Consider the following 20,314-nt stretch of genomic DNA (forward strand, 5'->3'; position numbering starts at 1 on the left):
CGTTCTATCTGATGTGCGATCGGCCAAGTAAACTATATATTGTTCAACAGGCTCGATCGAACCCAAGATCGGAGCCGCCGTCAAAACTTAGTTACTATTAAACAATATTGCATAAGTCCTCCATTAATACATAAACCGCAGATGTTAGGCAGATACAACACAGATATACGCAGATAATTTCAGATAATTTGTGAATGAGTACAAGAGGTATATTATTTCTTAATTGCTGCCTTTAGCCCCTGCTTCCGACTTTCTTATTCCTTCTTCCTACAAATCTCGGCGCGACAGCAGAAACCAGATCCCGCCCAAACCCAAAACACCGCACAAAACCCCACCTTCCCACCCAAAAACAGTCCCTCCCGGCAAATGTCCAGGCATTGCCTTAGAAGTAAAATTCAATTCAGTATAATATACCCACTCACCGTTAACCCGCCACCCCACCCGATCGCCAAATTTCTCCCAAACAGTAGCATCATAAACACCAGGCTTTCCCCCCAACTTTACCCACAAATTTTTTTGCACAGAAAAGCCGAACCTGCGGTGACTGTACCTAACCCAAAGCTGGTCAATCGTCTCTAAATCCTTAACAGGAAACTTCCTAATATCTTCCTCGCTTAAATAACCAGTAGAAACTTGCTCCATCGCCTCTAGCATTTTCACAGAAGTTTCTTCATCAGCACCCCGCCAATTTTTAGCAGCAAGCAGCCTTTCCAAGTGAGAATAATCAATACCTTTTTCTGACTCTAAATTCACAGCAACTGGCGAAGTACCAGTCACGGGCTGAGTCGGTAATGAAGGACTGAGAACTGTTGCTTGCTGCAAATTTACCAGTCCTGGCACCACAACAATAGGAGGTTTGATAACTTCCAAAACTTCCGTAGCAGACTTATAGCGGTCTTTGACATATTCCTGAATCAACTTATCCAAAATCTGACTTAAATCCTGGCTAATTTTTGTTCCTTTCGGCAAAGCCTCCCTCCAAAGCCAGCGACCTTCGAGCGGATCGTAAAGGTCATCGTGAATGTCGCCGTAGATATCCAAATAAGGCATAACAGAAGTCAGCAAACGAATGCAAGTCACTCCTAAACTGTAAAGATCACTAGCAGGAACAGCCCTACCGTGACGCTGTTCTAGAGCCGCGTAACCTGGAGTTCCTAACTTGGTTCCTGCCTTGGTAGGAGCCTCAGCTACTACCTGTTTGGAAACCCCAAAATCTATCAGCACGAATTTGCGATCGCGATTTCGCCGGATCACGTTCTCAGGCTTAATATCCCGGTGAATGACATTACGCTCGTGAACAAAATTCAGCACAGGTAACAAATCTAACAGCAGTTCCCTTGTCTTAGTTTCGCTATAAGCACCATATTTTTCTAACTCATCCTTTAAATTATTGCCATCAATAAACTCTTGCACCAAATACAAGCGCCCATCTTCCTCAAAATAAGAAATTAACTGAGGAATTTGTGGGTGTTTCAGTTCGTAAAGCCGCCTTGCTTCTTGTTCAAACAGTCGGACATACTTTTTAAAATGAGCAGGTTTTCGCTGAAACTCTAGAGGGGGCGACAACTGTTTTATAACGCATAATTCCTCAAATTTTCCATGATTAACCGCTCTAAAAGTTCTACCAAATCCCCCATCGCGTAGCGGCTCAGTAGCTGCATAAAGGTCTTTTAGCAGCAGCTTTGAACCACAATTAAGACAATACTTTGTGCCTGGTGGGTTCTGACGCTTGTCTCTTGGGCAATCGAGATTAAGGCAGTATGTCATATATTAAAAAAAATGCGAAAAATTATACTCGGGGTGTCATTTTATTCAAGATTCCGATCGCGAGTTGGTGTTTGTGGAGGCGAGACTCGGTACCTTAGCATAGCTGCAGCCACCGTCGCGCTCGGGATCGCTCTCGCCAGACTGCCCCTAAGCAAGTATAACTCTCTTGATGGTTTGACCTCAAACTCGAAGTCCAAATCTAATCCTAAACTTCGATCGGCTCAATACATTTGATTTAGCGGTCAAATAGCCAGCAGATTTAACAAAAATAGTAATTTATTACCCAGCCAGTTAGTTTTGCAAGGCCGAAAACAAAACTTAGGATTCTGCCTGAGATATAATTTTATTGCCAGAGAGAAGCAGACTAACCGGAGGTGTCGCTGTCCTCAAGTTCGTTAGCGAAGCCCTCGAAGAGGATCGACCTCAACCTTTATCACGTATAAAATTTTACCAAAACCCTGCCAAATCAACTATCCCAAACTCCCTAACTCTCCCTACGTTAAAATAAATATTAGCTGGCTCGATCGCACTCGGATTGCGCGAACGACAATTAGCCAGTTTAAGCTGCTGTTTTTTTTCAGCTATTACCACCTAAATTTATTGCGTTCGGTCTACTTAATTAGGAACTGACAGTGACACCCAAACTACCGCCATCTAAAACTCCCGCCAACAGCAAAAAATTAGCAAAAATTCCCTGGTTCGAGCGGTTCATGGCACTCGTCGCCATCGGAAATTTCAGTCTTGTATTATTTGACATAACTTACATACCGTGGCGTGATTTTTACTTCCGGCAACTACCAGTTATTACCAAAATATACGACCCATTTAAAGGAATTAAACCGCACCGAGACACCAATAAATATCTAGAAACTTTAGAAGAATTAAAAATTCTAGTAGTGCAAACAGGCTTGGAATCTACCCAAGTAGCAGCCAAATTGCAGGAAATCAACAATCTGACCGCAAAAATGATCGACGAAGATCCCTTTCGAGTAGCATCAAAAAGCGGTGCCCTAGAAAAAATCAAAGACCGGATGCGCGATCGCGCCCCGAATCCGCAAGACTCCGCCAAACAATCATTCACAACATTCTGGAGTCAAAACTATTTAAACAAAAAAGGCTGGCAACAAGAAATCACTTGGTTTGATGCCAAAATTAAGCCGTTAATCGCCACCAACTATTACCGGACGATGGGAGAAAACGGCGAATTTACTGACAACTTCTGGCACATCGACCTGCCATTTATGGCTTTATTCGCGATCGAATTTCTAGCCCGCACCTACTTCATCAGCCGCCGACACCGCAGCGTCACTTGGCGATCGGCCATGCTTTGGCGGTGGTACGACATCTTCCTGTTCCTCCCGTTCTGGCGCCTGTTGCGAATATTGCCCGTCACAATTCGCATCCACCAAGCCAAAATGCCCGATCTGCACCCCATACGCACCCAAATCAGCCGAGGTTTCGTCGCCAACTTCGCCCAAGAATTGACCGAAGTAGTAGTAATTCAGCTCATCAACCAGATGCAACAATCTATTACCACAGGCGAACTAGCTCGTCAACTATTTCAATCCCCAAAACAGCAATATTTAGACATCAACAATATCAACGAAATAGAAGCGATCGCCACCCATCTAGTCCAAATCACCGTCTACAAAGTCCTGCCCCAACTCCAGCCAGACCTAGAAGCCCTCCTCCGCTACAATATAGAATTATTTCTCAAACAATCCCCCCTCTATCAAGGATGGAAGCAAGTGCCCGGATTGGGAAACCTCCCCGCACAGCTAGCAGAGCAATTAGTTGCAGAACTATCCAAATTAGTCACCCTCGGCCCCCAAGATGCCTACGAAGCCTTTAAAAGCGCCAGCGAAGACCCCGTAGGCACCAAACTCTCAAGCCAGCTAGTCCAACATTTCGGGCAAGCTTTAGGAGCCGAACTCCAACAGCAGCAAACCTGGCAAGAAATACAACTGCTGCTGTCCGACTTCCTAGAAGAGTTCAAAATCAACTACATCCAGCGGTTGAGCGAAGAAGACTTCGAGAAAATTTTAGAACAAGCTAAGGAATTGCAACGCATAGCCCCGCGTTAGATGGTGAAGTAACCTCAGTTCACTCAGAAACAATTGCTTAACTTTGAATAATTGGTATTGCACCAGCGGATATTCCTCGATGGAAATTTCAATTTTACGGACGCTGTAACACTTTAATTCTCGAATCCCTTGTAATTCCGGCTAATAGTTTGCCATCAGGACTGACAACCAAATGACTCATTTGTTCTGGCTGTCCATCCAGAACTGCTTCTAGTTCGGCTGTTTGCAGATTCCATACTGTCAGTCCCTTCGGGGTAATACCAATTAGAAAATTACTGCTGAGGGTCTTATTAAATATTCTAAATATCTCACGGGAAAAGCCTTTTTTTGCATTAATTTTTCCTGTTCTTAAATCTGATACTTCCACATCGAAAGATCTTTTTCCTGTTTGTTTGATACTAACCAGTGTCTGTCCATCTAAACTGATGCGTGCTGAGTCCGAAGAAGGGCTAAAAAATTTTTGGAGGACTTGTTGCTGGTTTGTTGTTACATCCCACGCTACAAGTTTACTACTCGGTAAAGTAAAAAGTACCGTTTTGCCATCTGGACTAATGTCATCGAAATGGGTATAGGGCAATATTGCTTTTTGCTTACCCGTTGCGATATCCCAGACTTTGATTTCACGATCTATACCGTCAGCGACACTAATAACAGTCTTTCCATCAGAGGCTATACGAAGATGAAGAACACTGCCAGAGTGACCTTTTAGGATCTGAGGAGGTCGATCGGAGGTAATATCCCAGATGCGAACTAGGCGATCGCCACTACCACTGACAACAGTTTTGCCATCAGGAGCGATCGCCAGATCATTAATTGCACCTGAATCACTCCGTAGTGTTTTTTTCAACTTTCCTGTTTGCAGTTCCCAGACCTTAATTGTTCTATCTTGACCACCACTGACCAAAGTTTGACCGTCCGCACCGATCGCAATGGCAGAAACTGTAGGATGCCCCTCTAGGGTGCGAAAAAGTGAAAAATTGCAATAGGAAGACTTGACTGCATCATGGGAACAGTACATCCGTCTGTATTGAACAAAAGGGAAAACCTCCCAAGGATCATTTCCCAGAAGAATTACAGCGATGGCTACCGGAATCCATAAGGCTTTGCGTTTCCAGTTCCCGGACTTTAAAATTTTCATCATAAAATTGGGTAGAAACCCCGTCCTGCAAGGACGGCTTTAATTTAAATTTACTCCCTTTCTCTCCAAGAATCGCCGAGATCCGAAGGCGGTTTGTCACCAGGCGGGCGATCGAGCTAAACTGGGAATTGAGATAAACTACGATCGAACTCAAAGCTTGCACCTCTGTAATGAACAGGCTGTCCGGCCTGTTCTGTCAAAAAGTGAATCTTCTTGTGGGGTGGGCCCGAGATCCCGCCCCTGAAAAACTTTTTGACAATAGTGCAAAATGTGATATCGGAGGAAATTCTCAAACTTCTTGGAAAAAATTGTTTTACCTAGGAGTGGGTCAAGCCCACTTTTTTTGTTGCATTAGTCGCAGGAAAAGAGTTCTGGGCATCAGATTTGCAAGTTTAGGACTTATCCAAGCCCGTGTTCGAGTTCAGGAGTTTTAACTTAAGTATTCGATATGACTCATCCCCTAATCCCACAAATCATTGACTTAGCTACCCCCGTTGCGGAAACACTGGGATTGGAAGTAGTGGGAGCAGTGTTTCACACCAACCAAAATCCTCCCGTCTTGCGGGTAGACATCCGCAACCTGCAGCAAGACACCGGTTTAGCCGACTGCCAGCGGATGAGCACAGCCCTCGAAGCCGAGTTAGACGCAACCGACATCATCCCCGAAGCCTACGTGCTAGAGATTTCCAGTCCCGGAATATCCCGATTGCTCAGCAGCGATCGAGAATTCATTACCTTTAAAGGCTTCCCAGTGACAGTCAAAGCCACCGAACCAGACTCGCGAATCAAAGAGTGGAAAGGACTACTGGTAGGCCGGGATGAAACAGCGGTTTATCTCAATCTAAAAGGGCGACAGGTTAAAGTTCCCCGCCTTCAAATTGCGCGAGTTGAACTAGACGAAGGAAAGGAGGAGTAAAGGTAAATTTTGAGTTTTGAGTTTTGGGTTCTCGGGGCGGTGCCTGTGAGTGTCCGCCAGATTTGAGATTTTAGATTGCCTCGCAGTAAGCTGAAAATGCTTTGCTGCGAGTTAATTTTTAAGAATCAAATCGAGAGCCTCGGGTTGAGTTGGCACAACAAATAAATTGTGACAACACCGAATTTACCTAACCCTATTTTGGTAACTCATAAATCATCACCCATCAATTTCTATCAAAACTCACCAATTATCTTTTCGCGATTACCAGTTACGTATTGTCACAGTAAAAAAAGGAGTGTTTTATATGTCAATGGTTCCCCTGCCCGGACTTAAAGAAATGGTCGAAGGTATTAGCAAAGAGCGAAATTTACCCAAACACGCCGTCCAAGCAGCCTTGCGAGAAGCCCTGCTCAAAGGATACGAACGCTACCGCCGCACCCAAAAACTAGACCACTTCAGCGAAGAATACTTCGATAATTTTGATGTAGAACTGGACGCAGAACAAGAAGGTTTCCGCGTTTTGGCAAACAAAACTATTGTAGAAGAAGTCGAAAATCCCGATCACGAAATATCACTTTTGGAAGTGCAAGAAGTAGCCACAGAAGCTCAGCCGGGGAGCATCGTACTCGTAGACGTCACACCAAATCAAAAAGAATTTGGTCGCATGGCAGCCATTCAGACCAAACAAGTTCTAGCTCAAAAACTGCGCGACCAACAGCGCAAAATGATTCAAGAAGAGTTTAAAGATTTAGAAGAAACTGTTCTTCAAGCAAGAGTGATCAGGTTTGAGAGGCAGTCGGTAATTTTAGCAGTCACCAGCAGTTTCGGTCAGCCGGAAGTAGATGCCGAACTCCCCAAGCGCGAACAGTTGCCCAACGACAATTACCGGGCCAACGCTACTTTCAAGGTTTATCTCAAAAAGGTAGGCGAAGGCTCCACGAGAGGGCCGCAGTTACTTGTTTCTAGAGCAGATGCAGGTTTGGTGGTTTACCTGTTTGCTAACGAAGTACCAGAAATAGAAGACGGGGTGGTGAGGATTGTCGCCGTAGCCAGGGAGGCAAATCCGCCATCCCGGCACGTCGGCCCTCGGACTAAAATAGCAGTTGATACGCTCGATCGCGATGTAGACCCGGTAGGAGCCTGCATCGGAGCGCGGGGATCGCGGATTCAGGTAGTAGTCAACGAATTGCGCGGCGAAAAAATAGACGTGATCCGCTGGTCTCCAGATCCGGCCACCTATATCGCTAACGCTCTTAGTCCTGCTAGAGTAGATGAAGTGCGTTTGGTTGCCCCAGAAGGCAGGCGAGCTCATATTTTGGTCGCTGAAGACCAACTGAGTCTTGCCATAGGCAAAGAAGGTCAGAACGTCCGCCTCGCAGCCCGCCTGACAGGTTGGAAAATCGATATCAAAGATATTGCTAAGTACGATCGCGAGGCCGAAGACATCAAATTGGAAGCAGAAGCTACCAGGCTGGAAGAAGAAGAAGAAGTAGCAGGAGACTACTACGAAGACGAAGACGAAGCATCAGGCTTCGACGGCGAGGCGGAAGCCGCAGAATTGGCAGCAGAAAAGGCAGCAACAGACGAAACCGCAGCCCCAGTCTAAAAACTGCGCTCTTGACCAAGATTTTTCCGCACGGGAGACAAGGAGAACTTGTCCCCCTCGGACACTATCCTCCTCTTCTCCCCCTCTCCCCTTCTCACTTTGATGAAACCGAACTACCGGTGTTGTGCAAGTTGTCGAAAAATAGCTCCAAAGGAAGCTTTTTGGCGAGTAGTCAGGGTCTATCCTTCTCATCAGGTACAATTAGATCGCGGCTTCGGTCGTTCCGCTTACCTTTGTCGGGCGAGCGAATGCCTGAAAGCAGCTCAGAAAAAAAATCGACTTGGGCGATCGCTCAAAGCGCCTGTGTCTGACGAACTGTACCAAACACTTTGGCAGCTTTTAGACACATCTGACTGTACATTTGACTCGGGTTCAACCGGGCGAAAAACCGACAAGAGTTCGGTATCGACTGTATAATAAACCCTCGCGGGCAGCACGCGCCAGTAATTACTGGTAGCGCCAGCTCTACAACCTCAATCCGATCGGCCCACCAGTCTGGAAAGATTTGTGTCAGATTAGATAAGGGTAGGGTACTAGCAGAGGTATCCTCAAGGTGGAAAAGCTAACTTAGAAGCTTGAAAAAGTGGCAGTTGCCAAAAAAAAATCAGACTTCGACAGTTGCCACTTTCCCAAAAAAACTTGAAAATTATCTCAAGGCAGACTTCAGCGAGGTGCATCTTTTAGATAAAATTACCTTGCTGAGTACCAAAACCCCGATTCCTGACACTGAATCAATCACAGCGAATGATGTCGTCATTAGAACAAAGAATCAAAATGTAAAAACTGGTTGGCACAAAAGAGGGCAGAGTGGATGAACAACGGCAAAGTAAGAATTTACGAATTATCACGGGAACTAAATTTGGATAATAAAGACATCTTGGCAGTTTGCGAGCGGCTCAATATTTCAGTCAAGAGCCACAGCAGCACAATTACAGAATCAGAAGCAGAACGAATTCGCAAAACGGCGGAAAAATACGTAGCCAGCAGCCACTCTTCCCCCGGCAAGCCAGCTCCTACCGAAAGAGCAGCAGCGCCATCAAAAGAGTCTGGCCCTCACCCTAACGACCAACAAAAAAAGCAGCAAATTTTAGAAATACGCAGTCCAAAAGTAAGGCCGGCTGGTGATTCCTCCCAGCAGGCGGGCAACGAGGAGCAAAAAAACGAGCCTGGTGCTACCGTGGCAACTCCTCCCAAATCGCCTGCCGCCGGGCAACTCCAGCCCCCCGCTAAACCAAATATCAATCGACCGGTGCTGTCGAAGCCAAATGTCTCTGGCTCGGGAGCAACTTCGGAAACAGATTCAGAAACAGCTTCGGAAACAGTAGGTGCGATCGCCCCGGAAACAACCGCCCTGGATCAAGCACCTGCGGCACCTGCGACAGCTCAACCGCCGTCGTCCAAGGCACCCGATCGTACCCCGCGCCAGCCAGCCACCCCCCCACCAGCACCGGGGGCAAAACTCACGTCGCCACCAGTCAGAGCGACGGCGGAGTCGGCAACGCGCACCCCACAAAGTCTGGGAAACAAGCCGGTACTAAAACTTGCCAGAACCGAGCAAGAGCAATCACAACAAACAGAAAATCTGGAAGCGCCGGCAAAACCGAGCCGCCCCAGCAGACCCGCACCGGGAGGTAGTGAGGGCCAAAGACCTCGCCCTAGCGCTGGCGGCCCTGTCAGAACTGCACTTGCCGATCGACCGCAGCCCGGTGGCCCGCGCCGGAGCCTAGCGCCCGTAACGTCAGCAGGAGGGCTGCGTAGCCGAGGTGGTGACACCGGAGCCACAGGGGATGACACTGATGACAATGATGAAGATAATACGCCGCTGGATACTCTTCTCCTTCCCAAGCCGACTCTTCCGCGTCCAGCCAAAAAGACATCGGTCATTTGGGAAGAAGATGATGACGAAAACTCAGATGCTGCCAAAGCTGCCAAAAAGGTCAAGCAGGCACGTTCTCGCCTCAAACCCATAGACGAGGATGACGATGACTTAGAAAATGGCTTGGATATGCCAGCGCCAGTCACCGTCAGCCTGTCCCTAGCCCGCCCAGCTAAAGCAAAGGGACAAGCAGCACCAAAGTCAACACCAACTCCGGGCGCACCGGGAAGCAGCGGCAAAAACAAAAGACCGGGCCCTTCTCACGATAAAAGTTCTTCTGGTTCTTCTGGGGGACGCGGCAGCCGGGGCAAAACAGCCGAAGCTAAGGTAGAACGTCCAGAAAAGCTGCTGCTGAGCAGACCGATGACCGTTCAAGAACTAGCAGTTACTTTGGCTGTTCCCGAAACCGAAATTATTAAACGGTTGTTCTCAAGAGGCATTGCGGTCAACATTACCGAAACCCTAGATATTTCAGCGGTGAGAACGGTAGCCGAAGAAATGGGTGTAGAGGTAGAAACTCCCGAAAAAGTAGCCCCAGCGCTCAAAGTCATCGAGATGATCGATGAAGCAGATTTGGAATACCTCGAGCGCCGTCCGCCAGTGGTAACGATTATGGGTCACGTAGATCACGGCAAAACAACCTTGCTCGACTCGATCCGCAAAACAAAGGTGGCTCAAGGAGAAGCTGGGGGTATTACCCAGCACATCGGTGCTTATCACGTAGATGTGGTACACGAAGGCAAGAGCCAGCAGGTGGTGTTTTTGGATACGCCCGGTCACGAAGCCTTTACAGCAATGCGGGCTCGGGGAACGCGGGTTACGGACATCGCTATCTTGGTGGTGGCGGCGGACGATGGCGTGCGTCCCCAGACAATTGAAGCGATCAGCCACGCGAAAGCGGCGAAAGTGCCAATTGTCGTGGCTATTAATAAAGTAGACAAGGAGGGCGCTCAGCCGGAACGGGTGAAGCAAGAGCTGACTGAGTACGGCTTGGTCGCAGATGACTGGGGCGGCGATATTACGATGGTTCCGGTCAGCGCGATTAAGGGGGAAAACCTGGATACGCTGTTGGAAATGATTCTGACAGTCGCGGAAATGGAAGACCTCAACGCTAACCCGAACCGCGCTGCTAAGGGTACTGTGATTGAAGCTCACCTCGATAAGGCAAGGGGGCCTGTGGCAACCCTGCTGGTGCAGAACGGCACTCTGCGAGTGGGCGATATTGTGGTCGCAGGCTCGGCTCTGGGTAAGGTGCGGGCAATGATCGACGATCGCGGCGATCGCGTAGACCAAGCAACTCCATCCTTTGCGGTGGAAGTGTTGGGGCTGCGGGATGTACCTCGCGCCGGAGACGAGTTTGATGTGTTCGGAAACGAAAAAGAAGCAGCGGCGATCGCCAGCGGAAGAGCTACCTTCCAACGAGATTCTCGCCTGCTCCAAGGTGGCCGGATCAGCCTCAGCGGCTTCTCTCAACAAGCTAAGGAAGGCGTTCTCAAGGAACTCAACTTGATCTTGAAGGCAGATGTCCAAGGCTCCCTCGAAGCAATTGTCGGCTCTCTGACTGAACTTCCTCAAAAAGAAGTTCAACTCCGACTGCTGCTGTCTGCTCCTGGCGAAATCACAGAAACAGATATTGACCTCGCTGCAGCCAGTAATGCTGTAATTATCGGGTTCAATACTACTCTCGCCACCGGCGCTCGCCAAGCGGCCGACCAAGCGGGCGTAGACGTGCGGGAATACAGCATCATCTATAACCTCTTGGATGATATTCAAGGGGCGATGGAAGGTCTGCTGGAACCAGAACTGGTGGAAGAACCTCTGGGTAAGGTGGAAGTGCGCGCTGTCTTTGCGATCGGTCGTGGGGCTGTCGCTGGCTGTTACGTACTCGAAGGCAAGGTCATCCGCAACTGTAAGGTGCGGGTACGCCGGGGCAACAATATCGTTTACGAAGGTATCCTCGACTCGCTCAAGCGGATGAAGGAAGATGCTAAGGAAGTCAATACTGGCTACGAATGCGGCATTTCCTTGAGCGGCTTTAGCGACTGGGCCGAAGGCGATATTATTGAAGCCTACCGCATGGTTACTAAGCGCCGGACTCTATCTCAATAGTTTTGAGTGGTGAGTTTTGAGTTGGAAGAGAAGTTTTGAGTGCAGGTAACTAAATTGCCGATCGCTCGAAACTACTCTCTTCAACTCAATACTCCAAAACTAGATTTCTGGCATAAATCTTTAATGCGAGCCGATCGACCGCAGATGCTATTGGGATAAACACAGATCAACGCAGATTCATTTCAAAATACGTTTGTGAATCAGTCCAAGAAGTCTACTATTCACTCACAAGTTTGGTTTTTAACTCAAAATTTAAAATTCACCCTCTCAAATAAGACTTACAAAAAGTAACCGGATTGATTTTAAAAATCCTCGGTTTGACCGCTAGATATGTACTCCTCGCAACAGATTTTCAGGGGGAAGAGTGCATCCAAGATTGTAAAAACTCAAAATTGAAAACTCATAATTCATAACCAATAATTAATTAAAGTGCGTTCTTTTTGGTCAGAGCCTTTTTTATGGATTCACCTTTCTGGGGCGGCTGCACTGCCGATCTGCCTGGGACTGTGTTTGCTGGGACTCGCAGTGGGTTCTCCCGCGATTCCTGTGTGGTTAGAAGTGTTTTTAGTGGCTATAGCAGGTATTGTTCCGGTGCTGTGGATGCAGTGGTTCCGCCCTTTTTATATTTTTAGTATTTTAGTAGTGGCTGTGAAACCGGACAAGTTAACTGATTTGCAGCAGCAGATTCTGACTAGATTTAAAACTAAATTAAATAAAGGAGTGGCTCTTTTTGTCGCTGTTTTGTTGGCAATAATTTTGTGGCATCTCTACCGATTGGCTCCCCTCGCTGCTGGCGTGGCTCCGTTTCCTCCTTCCTGGCGGTGGGCTGGATTGTTGTTGGCCGGTTCTGCTTTTTTAGCTAGCAATTTGTTTTTGCAGGTGTCTGCTAGTGTGATGGCGGTTTTGCTGACGCCGGAATCTCAATTTGCAGCGACAAAGCCTTATTTTTTACAAAAAATTAAGCATGATTTTACGATAGCACTTTGGCAAGTCAATCAACTTTTGCCGACTTTTGCGGGCGAGATAACTGTCGCGGAATCTGCACCCGGAGAGTCAAGCAATCCGCCACCGACAATTAGGAATTCGCCAGCCGACAGTATTGTCAACCCACAGCTTTCTGACACCAACGGCGTTACCTCCCTACCCCAACAGTCGATCGAAAAGTGAAATGAAAAATTAAACTCGAAATAATTGTAATTTAAGCTACTTTACCTTCGACAGATGTATGCTGTAAAAAAAAATAAGTAATGGCTCTGTTCTGATTGAGATTATTAATAATTTTAATATTTAATTTTAAATCACAGATTATAGATATTTTAGGTTGGCTATTTCCAGAGAAGAATCTATAATAGAGAAAGTCAAAGTAAGCTTTCAATCCCTACAGGGGATTAAAACAGAGGTATAACAATATGGCGAATTATTCACCGATCGCACAACAACCTCAAGCAGCAGAGCCGATCGAGCTGTGCGAAGATTCTGAAATCTGGGGCAGTCTCAAATCTGCGATCGGCGCAAGTTCAGGATTTCAACGCTGGCAGCTAGAACTCAATTTTGAGAGCAAGCAGAAAAATGCCAGCATCGATCAACAGGTGCGATCCTATCTACGAGAAACTTTAGCAACTTTGGCTTACTGAGCGCCCTCAAACCAAAGATGGTCAAGGTTTGTGAATTTTACAGGCAAAGAAAGCAGGCATCCCCTCCAATCTGCGAAGTAAGTGCCGCAAGCGATCGCAGCAACTTCGGACATCAAATTGCAGGGGACACTATTTTTGCTTAATGAGTCGGAATTAATTTCCGCATCCTACTTCTACACCCTCTCAGAAAAATCCAGATAAAATTAGCCTAAAACCCGCGATATAAAGCGACTGCGACTGCTATCTATTGATGTACCTGTTGCCCAAACTCTTTATAATAGGACGGAGGCAAAAGAAAATTCACAGTGCGGTTCTGGGGGTATATCAAACCGTCAACATAACCAAATTACAAATCTTTTGCACCGTAGGTTCTATTAAATACGACACAACCAGAGTTTAGGAAAATGCGCTTAGTCATAGTTCAGTATGCCGGCGATTACGCAAAAACCTTTCAGCATCTGGTCCAAGGAGGAAGCGAAACATACTACGCTCAAAAATATTCTGTAGGTGCCGTTACTGAGATGGCAAAACGACCGGAGGCTGAGTCAGTAACGGTTATTTGCTGCATGACACCAGAATTTACCGATCGGGTTCTAGAAAACGGCGTGCGGGCGATCGGTTGCGGATTTAATTACAAAGTTGATTCCAAAAAATTGATCGAATTAATTGCCGAGCAAAATCCGACTCATTTAGTCATACGGACGGTTATTCCCGACATTTTTAATTTTGCAATTGAAAATCAAATTAGAACCATCGCTGTATTTGCCGAATCTATTGCCACAAAAAGTTGGCGCGATAAGTGGCGCAACTATAAATTGGCCAATTTTTTGAATAACAAGCAAATAGAATGGGTTGGGACTTACGGCATTACTTCATCTTTATTGTTCAAAGAAATTGGAGTAAAACCCGATCAAATAATTCCTTGGGACTTTCTCTTAGATACCAATCCCGGCTCTTTGTCGCCGAAAGAAATCCCTGCAGATGTCAAAAAATTGAAACTATTTTACGCTGGTTCGTTAGTACAAAGTAAGGGAGTTGGCGATAGATTAAGAGCCGTACCAAAGTTAAAAGAGCGCAATATATCAGTTCACTTAAAAATGGCAGGTACAGGCGAAGAAGAGTTTTTTACCCGGCGAGTTGAAGAGTTGCAAATTAAAGATTATGTAGAATTTATGGGGCTGGTACCCACTCATACTTTAGAACCTTTAATGAGAGAATCCGATATCGTGCTAGTTACTAGCAGGCACGAATATCCCGAAGGCTTTCCCCTGACAATTCAGCACGCTTTACGCACTAGAACACCGATAGTAGCTTCGGATCACCCAATGTTTAAAACCCACTTGAAGCATGGCGTTAATTCCATGATTTTCGAGGCGGGAAACTCTCAGGCTTTAGCCGAATGTATCGAAAATCTGGTTTCGGATTCCGCGCTTTATCACAATATTTCTGTCGCTTCTCACTCAACCTGGCATGAGTTGCGCTTGCCTGTCAAATGGGCCGAATTGATCGATCGCTGGCTGGATGATTCCCCTGAAAGCAAACAGTGGTTGTTTGAAAACCGACTGGCTTCTGAATACTACAATCAAAAATCTAGTGATTGATTAATTCAAAAAATGCGATCGACCAACCAGCCACTTTCCCAGCCACAGCCCGAAACCGGAAGTAGCAACTAACAGGATAAATGTGTAGATCCCGCGCCCAGTGGCGATCGACCTTTCGCCCACTACCATCCGCGCCACAACTCCAGCCACAATCCCGATCGCAGCCCAAGCCCCATAAACACTCTTAGATCCAGCAATCTCTAAGGCTTGCGTCAAAGCCCCGGAACCCTCCCCAGCCAAAACCCCCGCCCACGCCCCAATCCCCAGCCCGATCGCACCTCCAAGTCCGATCGGACTTCGGGAATTCATCGCGACTTCCGCCACCAGGCCGCAGGTCAAGCCCGCAATCCCCCAACCCACCGCAGCCGCCAACACCTGGTGCCAATTCCCAGCATCCGTGCCGATTCCAGCCATCAACCCCAACACTGTCGCCACTCCCGCAGCCCCCACAACTAAAGCCACGGCCCGAGATTCCGCCTCAGAACTGGCGATCGCCCCCAAACTCGCCCCAACCGCCGCCCAGACAGCCCCCGTTACCATTCCTCCAGCCTGAAAACCGGCGATCGCCCCCCCCACCGCCCCAGCCAAAACCAACGCCGCCAGCCACACTTTAGGCGTTGCCGAACCCTCCGCCAGCAAAATCGCGGCCCACAGCCAATCCGCACCCCAGATTAAAGCCGACATCCACAGGGGGGCGTGATATTTTGTCAAAATGCAGCCCGTCACAGCGTAACTCGCCACGGCGATCGCCAGTGGGCCCCAAGGGAAAGTTAAATAGTTTTGAGATGGCTGCGGTTTGGAATATTGAGTCGGAAACTCTTTTTTCCTTTTCGGGGTAAGCTTTAGACTGTTTTGAACTCGCCGCGCTTTCCTCGCCGCGCTGCGCCCCGAAGGCTTTCTTCCCCGCTCGGTTTGTCTATTTTTAGTGGTAAATTGTTTCTTGCTTAAAGAGTTGTTTGGAGTTGAAACTTTTTGGGATGAGGCTTTGGGGCGGGTTTGACGGCGCTGGGAACCGTGCCCGCCGGCTGATTTTCCCGAACGTCTTCTCAGTGGCTTTTCCGGCGGCGCAGGGGGTGGCGCAGGCTGTGGCTGCTGAAACGGTTTGTCGATCGACTTCGATTCCGGCTGACTGAGAAACAACACCAACTCTTCGTAAGCTTGATTAATTTCTATTAATCTTTGTTCAGCTTTTTGTTGCAGGCGATCGCCAGGGGGCAACCGATCGGGATGCCACACAAACGCTAAATCCCTGTAAGAGCGTTTAATTTCTTCTAAGGAAGCTCCAGGCTCAATTTCGAGGATTTCGTAGCATCGATTAATGTCAGCCATAGGCTTCGATCGGCAGGTATTGGTAAATTTACGCGCGTGCGAAGCTATCCCGTAAGGAATCATACTTCTTATCTTTTAGCATTCTCAGGCAAGCTGCACAATCAGCCGATCGCGATCGAGGGTCAGTCGATTATAGATTGAGGACTTATGCCATGTCCGATCGATTACCACCATTACAAAAATGGATCGCGATATCGGTCAATCGAGGGGACATGATATTACGCAGAAAACCCGGTTTTTCGGATAAATCGAAATTTTAGACTCCACTTTGGGCTCCGGTGAATCACTGCGCTGCAAGTAAATCGAAAATCGAAAATCGAAAATTTCAAATCGACTGACTGATTTTATAAGGGTTTAGAGCTTTTTTGCGGTTGCGCTCGGTTTTGAAACAGGCATCACAACTGGCTACAATGAGAAAATACTTTCGTGCGATCGCAATCTGTGTCAGTGTCGGCAAATCAAGCTCCCACCTTCATCTTAGTTGACGGCCACTCCCTGGCCTTTCGTTCCTACTTCGCCTTCGCCAAAAGTCGAGACGGAGGTTTGCGAACGACCACAGGCATTCCCACCAGCGTCTGTTTTGGCTTTCTCAAGTCGCTGCTGGAAGTTATGGCCGCCCACGATCCCCAGTACATGGCGATCGCCTTTGACCTCGCCACGCCCACTTTTCGCCACGAAGCAGACGAAACTTACAAAGCAGGTCGTCCCGAAACCCCCGAAGATTTTATTCCCGATCTCAAAAACCTGCAAGAACTCCTCACCTATCTCAATTTGCCAGCAGTCACCGCTGAGGGCTACGAGGCGGACGATGTTTTGGGAACTTTAGCCAACAAAGCCAGCGCCGCCGGTTATGCGGTTAAAATCCTCACGGGCGATCGAGATTTGTTTCAATTAGTAGAAACCGACAAAAATATCAGCGTCTTGTATTTGAGTACCGACGAGCTCAGGCGATCGGGAAAAGGCAAATCTCAAGAATACGGCCCCGAACAAGTTAAAGAAAAACTCGGTATTTTGCCCGAACAAGTAATAGATTACAAAGCTTTGTGCGGCGACAAATCCGACAACATTCCCGGAGTCAGAGGCATCGGCGACAAAACCGCCCTGCAATTGCTAGAAGCTTACAATTCCCTCGACGGAATTTATGCAGCCATCGACGAGATTAAAGGCGCAACCAAGAAAAAGCTAGAAGAAGGCAAAGAAGCTGCCTATCATTCTCAGCGCATGGCGACAATTGTCCAAGACGTTCCCTTAGAAATAAACTTAGAAGATTGCCAGCTTATAGGTTTTGATGAATCAGCCTTGATTCCCATGCTGGAAAAGTTGGAATTCAAAACATTTTTAACCAAAGTTAAACAAATTCAAAAGCGGTTCGGCGGTGCGGAAAAAGAAAGTTCGGCAGCGGATTCTGTAACGGATTTAACGGATGTTCGGAGGGAAGGTTCGGCAACGGATTCTGTAACGGATTTAACGGATGTTCGGAAAAAGGGAGAAGTTACAGTCTCTGAATTGCCTAACGCTGATAATTTAAATGATTTTTCCGCTGCAAGTTCTGAAATTTCAGAAGCAGACGAATTGTGGTTTTTTAGTGCGGCAGAAACCAAAGCAGCGCAACAGAAAAACAAACTGCCAATCCAACCCCGAATCATTCAAACAATAGAACAGTTAAACGAATTAGTCCAACTGCTAGAAACCCACACCGACAAAAACTCGCCCGTGGCGTGGGATACCGAAACCACCGCCCTCGAACCGCGAGATGCCGAATTAGTGGGAATTGGCTGCTGTTGGGGAACCGGTGAAGAGGATTTAGCTTACATTCCCACGGGACACAAAACGGGTAAAAATTTGGACAAAGCCACGGCTTTAAATGCTTTGCGTCCGATTTTGGAAAGCGAAAATTATCCCAAGGCGCTGCAAAATGCTAAATTCGATCGCCTGATCCTGCGCTGTCAAGGAATCAAACTCGCTGGAGTCGTATTTGACACCATGCTAGCCAGTTACGTACTCAACCCAGAAACTAGCCACAGCCTCAGTGAATTGTCAAGGCACTACTTAGGCATTGTCGCAGAAAGCTACAAGGAATTAGTACCGAAAAACAAAACAATTGCTGACATCAGTATTGTAAAAGTAGCTGACTACTGCGGTATGGATGTTCACACCACGTTTGGGTTAGTAAGTAAACTTAGAGCAGAATTGGATCAAGCTGATGAAGCTAGCTTTTCCGGAAAAACTTTGGAGGATTTACTGCTGAAAGTAGAACAGCCTTTAGAGCCAGTTTTAGCTGAAATGGAATACTGCGGAATTCGCATTGATTCAGCTTATCTCAATACCCTCTCGCAAGAACTAGAAATAAAATTAGCCAAACTTGAAGAAAATACCTATGAAGCAGCGGGGAGAAAGTTTAATTTAGGTTCGCCCAAACAATTAAGCGAAATCTTGTTAGAAAAAATCCCCGAACAGTTTCAGAAAAAGTCTCGCAAAACAAAGACGGGATACTCTACAGATGCCGCTGTTTTGGATAAATTGCAAGGAGACCACCCGATTGTAGACGATTTATTAGAGTATCGAACATTATCCAAATTAAAATCAACCTATGTCGATGCTTTGCCGCAGTTAGTGCGTGCGGATACCGGGCGAGTACATACAGATTTTAACCAAGCTGCAACTGGTACGGGCCGGCTTTCTTCTTCCAATCCCAATTTACAAAATATTCCCATCCGCACCGAGTTTTCGCGGCAAATTCGCAAGGCTTTTTTACCGGAGTCTGGTTGGCTGATGGTGTCGGCTGACTATTCTCAAATTGAGTTGCGAATATTGGCTCATTTGAGTCAAGAACCGGTGTTGATTGAAGCTTACCAAAATAACCGAGATGTGCATACGGTGACGGCTCAACTGCTGTTTGAAAAAGAGGAAGTAACGCCGGATGAAAGACGGTTTGGGAAAACGATTAATTTTGGGGTAATCTATGGTATGGGGGCGATTAAGTTTGGGCGATCGATGGGCAAGTCTTCGGCAGACGGGAAAAAGTTTATTGAACGATTTAACGAGCGTTACAGTAAGGTTTTTGAATATTTGGAGCACGTAAAAAAAGAGGCGATCGCCCTAGGCTACGTTTCCACAATTCTCGGCCGCCGCCGCTATCTCAACTTCGAGAGCCCAACACTCGCTGAGTTTAAAAAAGAACGTCGCAACCCCGAAGACATTCACTCCAGCCTACTTAAGTCTCTCAATAGAAATGACGCCCAATCTTTGCGGGCTGCAGCCAACGCTCCCATTCAAGGCTCAAGTGCAGATATCATTAAACTTGCCATGATTGAGGTAGACAAAATTTTGCAAAACTATCAGGCGCGGCTGTTATTGCAAGTTCACGACGAATTAATCTTTGAAGTACCTCCCGATGAATGGGAAGAATTGCAGCCAAAAATTAGAACGGCGATGGAAAATGCTCTGCCACTTAGCGTACCGCTAATAGTTGACATCCACGCGGGGCAAAATTGGATGGAAACTAAATAAACAGAGAGAAATATGAACCCAACCAAAATCACCCTTTCTCCTAAAATCACCAGCTTAAGTGCACTTTTTCTGCTGTTCCTACTCTCCGGTTGTCCCCAAAAGCTACCGCCCAACAATTATGCTGTGAAACGAGTCAGCGACGGCGACACCCTTGTCGCCAGCGATAGCGCCGGGAAGGATATCAAAGTGCGTTTTGCCTGCATAGATGCACCGGAAATTGCCCACACCAATGCTGAAAAAAACAGCAAAAAAGCAGCAGAAAAGAATCAGTTTAAGTGGGGAAATCTAGCCGAGCAAAGAATGCAGCAGCTCGTCAAACAAGGGGGCGGGCGCGTGGTTTTGACCGTCACCGATACTGACCGCTACGGCCGCAAAATTAGCGAAGTTCGCTTACCAAACGGCACATTTGCCCAAGAAGTTTTGCTGCGCGAAGGATTAGCAATGGTTTACCGTCCTTACTTAAAAAACTGTCCTAGTGCAAGTATTGTGGAACAAGCGGAAGCCGAAGCTAAGAAAAATCGCCGCGGCGTTTGGGGAGATTCTAAGTTTGTTCCCGCTTGGAATTTTCGGAAGAAATGATTGAGTTAGTTGTTAGTTGTTAGTTGTTAGTTGTTAGTTGTTAGTTGTTAGTTGTTAGTTGTTAGTTGTTAGTTGTTAGTTGTTAGTTGTTAGTTGTTAGTTGTTAGTTGTTAGTTGTTAGTTGTTAGTTGTTAGTTGTTAGTTGTTAGTTGTTAGTTGTTAGTT

14 protein-coding genes are annotated in these 20,314 nt (G+C 47.0%); 11 read left to right on the forward strand and 3 right to left on the reverse strand.

What is annotated here, in order from left to right:
• Positions 1 to 267 precede the first annotated feature (267 nt).
• On the reverse strand, positions 268 to 1,767 hold the full coding sequence (locus QUA01_RS05635; RefSeq protein WP_333087375.1) for a GUN4 domain-containing protein: 1,500 nt from the start codon (positions 1,765 to 1,767) through the stop codon (positions 268 to 270).
• Between the two features lie 632 nt (positions 1,768 to 2,399).
• On the opposite strand from QUA01_RS05635, the gene QUA01_RS05640 reads away from it, so the two are divergent.
• Positions 2,400 to 3,851, forward strand: coding sequence for a hypothetical protein (locus QUA01_RS05640; RefSeq protein WP_333087376.1), 1,452 nt, complete (start codon positions 2,400 to 2,402; stop codon positions 3,849 to 3,851).
• Positions 3,852 to 3,945: 94 nt separating this feature from the next.
• Here the strand turns inward: QUA01_RS05640 and QUA01_RS05645 are convergent, their stop codons facing one another.
• A complete protein-coding gene (locus tag QUA01_RS05645; protein ID WP_333087377.1) occupies positions 3,946 to 4,992 on the reverse strand; it encodes a WD40 repeat domain-containing protein in 1,047 nt (348 codons plus the stop codon).
• 445 nt (positions 4,993 to 5,437) lie between these two features.
• Here QUA01_RS05645 and rimP point away from each other — a divergent pair, with 445 nt between their 5' ends.
• The 8 genes from rimP to QUA01_RS05685 all read left to right on the forward strand — a co-directional run bounded on the left by rimP (position 5,438) and on the right by QUA01_RS05685 (position 14,731).
• Entirely contained in the window at positions 5,438 to 5,905 is a 468-nt protein-coding gene (gene rimP, locus QUA01_RS05650) for a ribosome maturation factor RimP (RefSeq protein ID WP_194068894.1), read from the forward strand.
• A gap of 304 nt (positions 5,906 to 6,209) precedes the next feature.
• Positions 6,210 to 7,511, forward strand: a complete 1,302-nt coding sequence (nusA, locus tag QUA01_RS05655; protein ID WP_333087378.1) for a transcription termination factor NusA — start codon at positions 6,210 to 6,212, stop codon at positions 7,509 to 7,511.
• Between the two features lie 102 nt (positions 7,512 to 7,613).
• Complete coding sequence (locus QUA01_RS05660; RefSeq protein WP_194012660.1) at positions 7,614 to 7,928, forward strand: YlxR family protein; 315 nt, start codon at positions 7,614 to 7,616, stop codon at positions 7,926 to 7,928.
• 158 nt (positions 7,929 to 8,086) lie between these two features.
• Complete coding sequence (locus QUA01_RS05665) at positions 8,087 to 8,326, forward strand: hypothetical protein (RefSeq protein ID WP_194068891.1); 240 nt, start codon at positions 8,087 to 8,089, stop codon at positions 8,324 to 8,326.
• The gene (gene infB / locus QUA01_RS05670) at positions 8,323 to 11,496 is read left to right on the forward strand and encodes a translation initiation factor IF-2 (RefSeq protein WP_194068889.1); all 3,174 of its coding nucleotides are present in this window, start codon (positions 8,323 to 8,325) and stop codon (positions 11,494 to 11,496) included. The genes QUA01_RS05665 and infB overlap by 4 nt, the downstream gene beginning before the upstream one ends.
• 429 nt (positions 11,497 to 11,925) lie before the next feature.
• On the forward strand, positions 11,926 to 12,663 hold the full coding sequence (locus tag QUA01_RS05675) for a low-complexity tail membrane protein (protein WP_333087379.1): 738 nt from the start codon (positions 11,926 to 11,928) through the stop codon (positions 12,661 to 12,663).
• A 242-nt stretch (positions 12,664 to 12,905) separates the two neighbouring features.
• Positions 12,906 to 13,130: a hypothetical protein gene (locus QUA01_RS05680; RefSeq protein ID WP_194012664.1), complete on the forward strand. Its 225-nt coding sequence runs from the start codon at positions 12,906 to 12,908 to the stop codon at positions 13,128 to 13,130.
• A 404-nt stretch (positions 13,131 to 13,534) separates the two neighbouring features.
• Positions 13,535 to 14,731, forward strand: a complete 1,197-nt coding sequence (locus QUA01_RS05685; protein WP_333087380.1) for a glycosyltransferase family 4 protein — start codon at positions 13,535 to 13,537, stop codon at positions 14,729 to 14,731.
• On the opposite strand, the gene QUA01_RS05690 is transcribed toward QUA01_RS05685, so the two are convergent.
• Positions 14,732 to 16,060 (reverse strand): DnaJ domain-containing protein, encoded by a 1,329-nt coding sequence (locus tag QUA01_RS05690; protein WP_333087381.1) that lies wholly within the window; start codon positions 16,058 to 16,060, stop codon positions 14,732 to 14,734.
• 426 nt (positions 16,061 to 16,486) lie between these two features.
• Between QUA01_RS05690 and polA the strand changes: the two genes are divergently transcribed.
• Together polA and QUA01_RS05700 are read left to right on the forward strand one after the other, a co-directional pair.
• Positions 16,487 to 19,570, forward strand: coding sequence for a DNA polymerase I (polA, locus tag QUA01_RS05695; RefSeq protein WP_333087383.1), 3,084 nt, complete (start codon positions 16,487 to 16,489; stop codon positions 19,568 to 19,570).
• Positions 19,571 to 19,582: 12 nt separating this feature from the next.
• Positions 19,583 to 20,149, forward strand: coding sequence for a thermonuclease family protein (locus QUA01_RS05700; RefSeq protein WP_194071224.1), 567 nt, complete (start codon positions 19,583 to 19,585; stop codon positions 20,147 to 20,149).
• Positions 20,150 to 20,314: the final 165 nt, after the last annotated feature.

Origin of the sequence: Microcoleus sp. S36a_B3, from assembly GCF_036700745.1 — a bacterium.
GTDB lineage: Bacteria > Cyanobacteriota > Cyanobacteriia > Cyanobacteriales > Microcoleaceae > Microcoleus.

Excerpts from the sequence above, each read along its gene's own strand:
- QUA01_RS05635 (WP_333087375.1), bottom strand. The coding sequence starts at position 1,767 with ATGACATACTGCCTTAATCTCGATTGCCCAAGAGACAAGCGTCAGAAC.
- QUA01_RS05645 (WP_333087377.1), bottom strand. The coding sequence starts at position 4,992 with ATGATGAAAATTTTAAAGTCCGGGAACTGGAAACGCAAAGCCTTATGG.
- rimP (WP_194068894.1), top strand. The coding sequence starts at position 5,438 with ATGACTCATCCCCTAATCCCACAAATCATTGACTTAGCTACCCCCGTT.
- nusA (WP_333087378.1), top strand. The coding sequence starts at position 6,210 with ATGTCAATGGTTCCCCTGCCCGGACTTAAAGAAATGGTCGAAGGTATT.
- QUA01_RS05660 (WP_194012660.1), top strand. The coding sequence starts at position 7,614 with ATGAAACCGAACTACCGGTGTTGTGCAAGTTGTCGAAAAATAGCTCCA.
- infB (WP_194068889.1), top strand. The coding sequence starts at position 8,323 with ATGAACAACGGCAAAGTAAGAATTTACGAATTATCACGGGAACTAAAT.
- QUA01_RS05680 (WP_194012664.1), top strand. The coding sequence starts at position 12,906 with ATGGCGAATTATTCACCGATCGCACAACAACCTCAAGCAGCAGAGCCG.
- QUA01_RS05685 (WP_333087380.1), top strand. The coding sequence starts at position 13,535 with ATGCGCTTAGTCATAGTTCAGTATGCCGGCGATTACGCAAAAACCTTT.
- QUA01_RS05690 (WP_333087381.1), bottom strand. The coding sequence starts at position 16,060 with ATGGCTGACATTAATCGATGCTACGAAATCCTCGAAATTGAGCCTGGA.
- QUA01_RS05700 (WP_194071224.1), top strand. The coding sequence starts at position 19,583 with ATGAACCCAACCAAAATCACCCTTTCTCCTAAAATCACCAGCTTAAGT.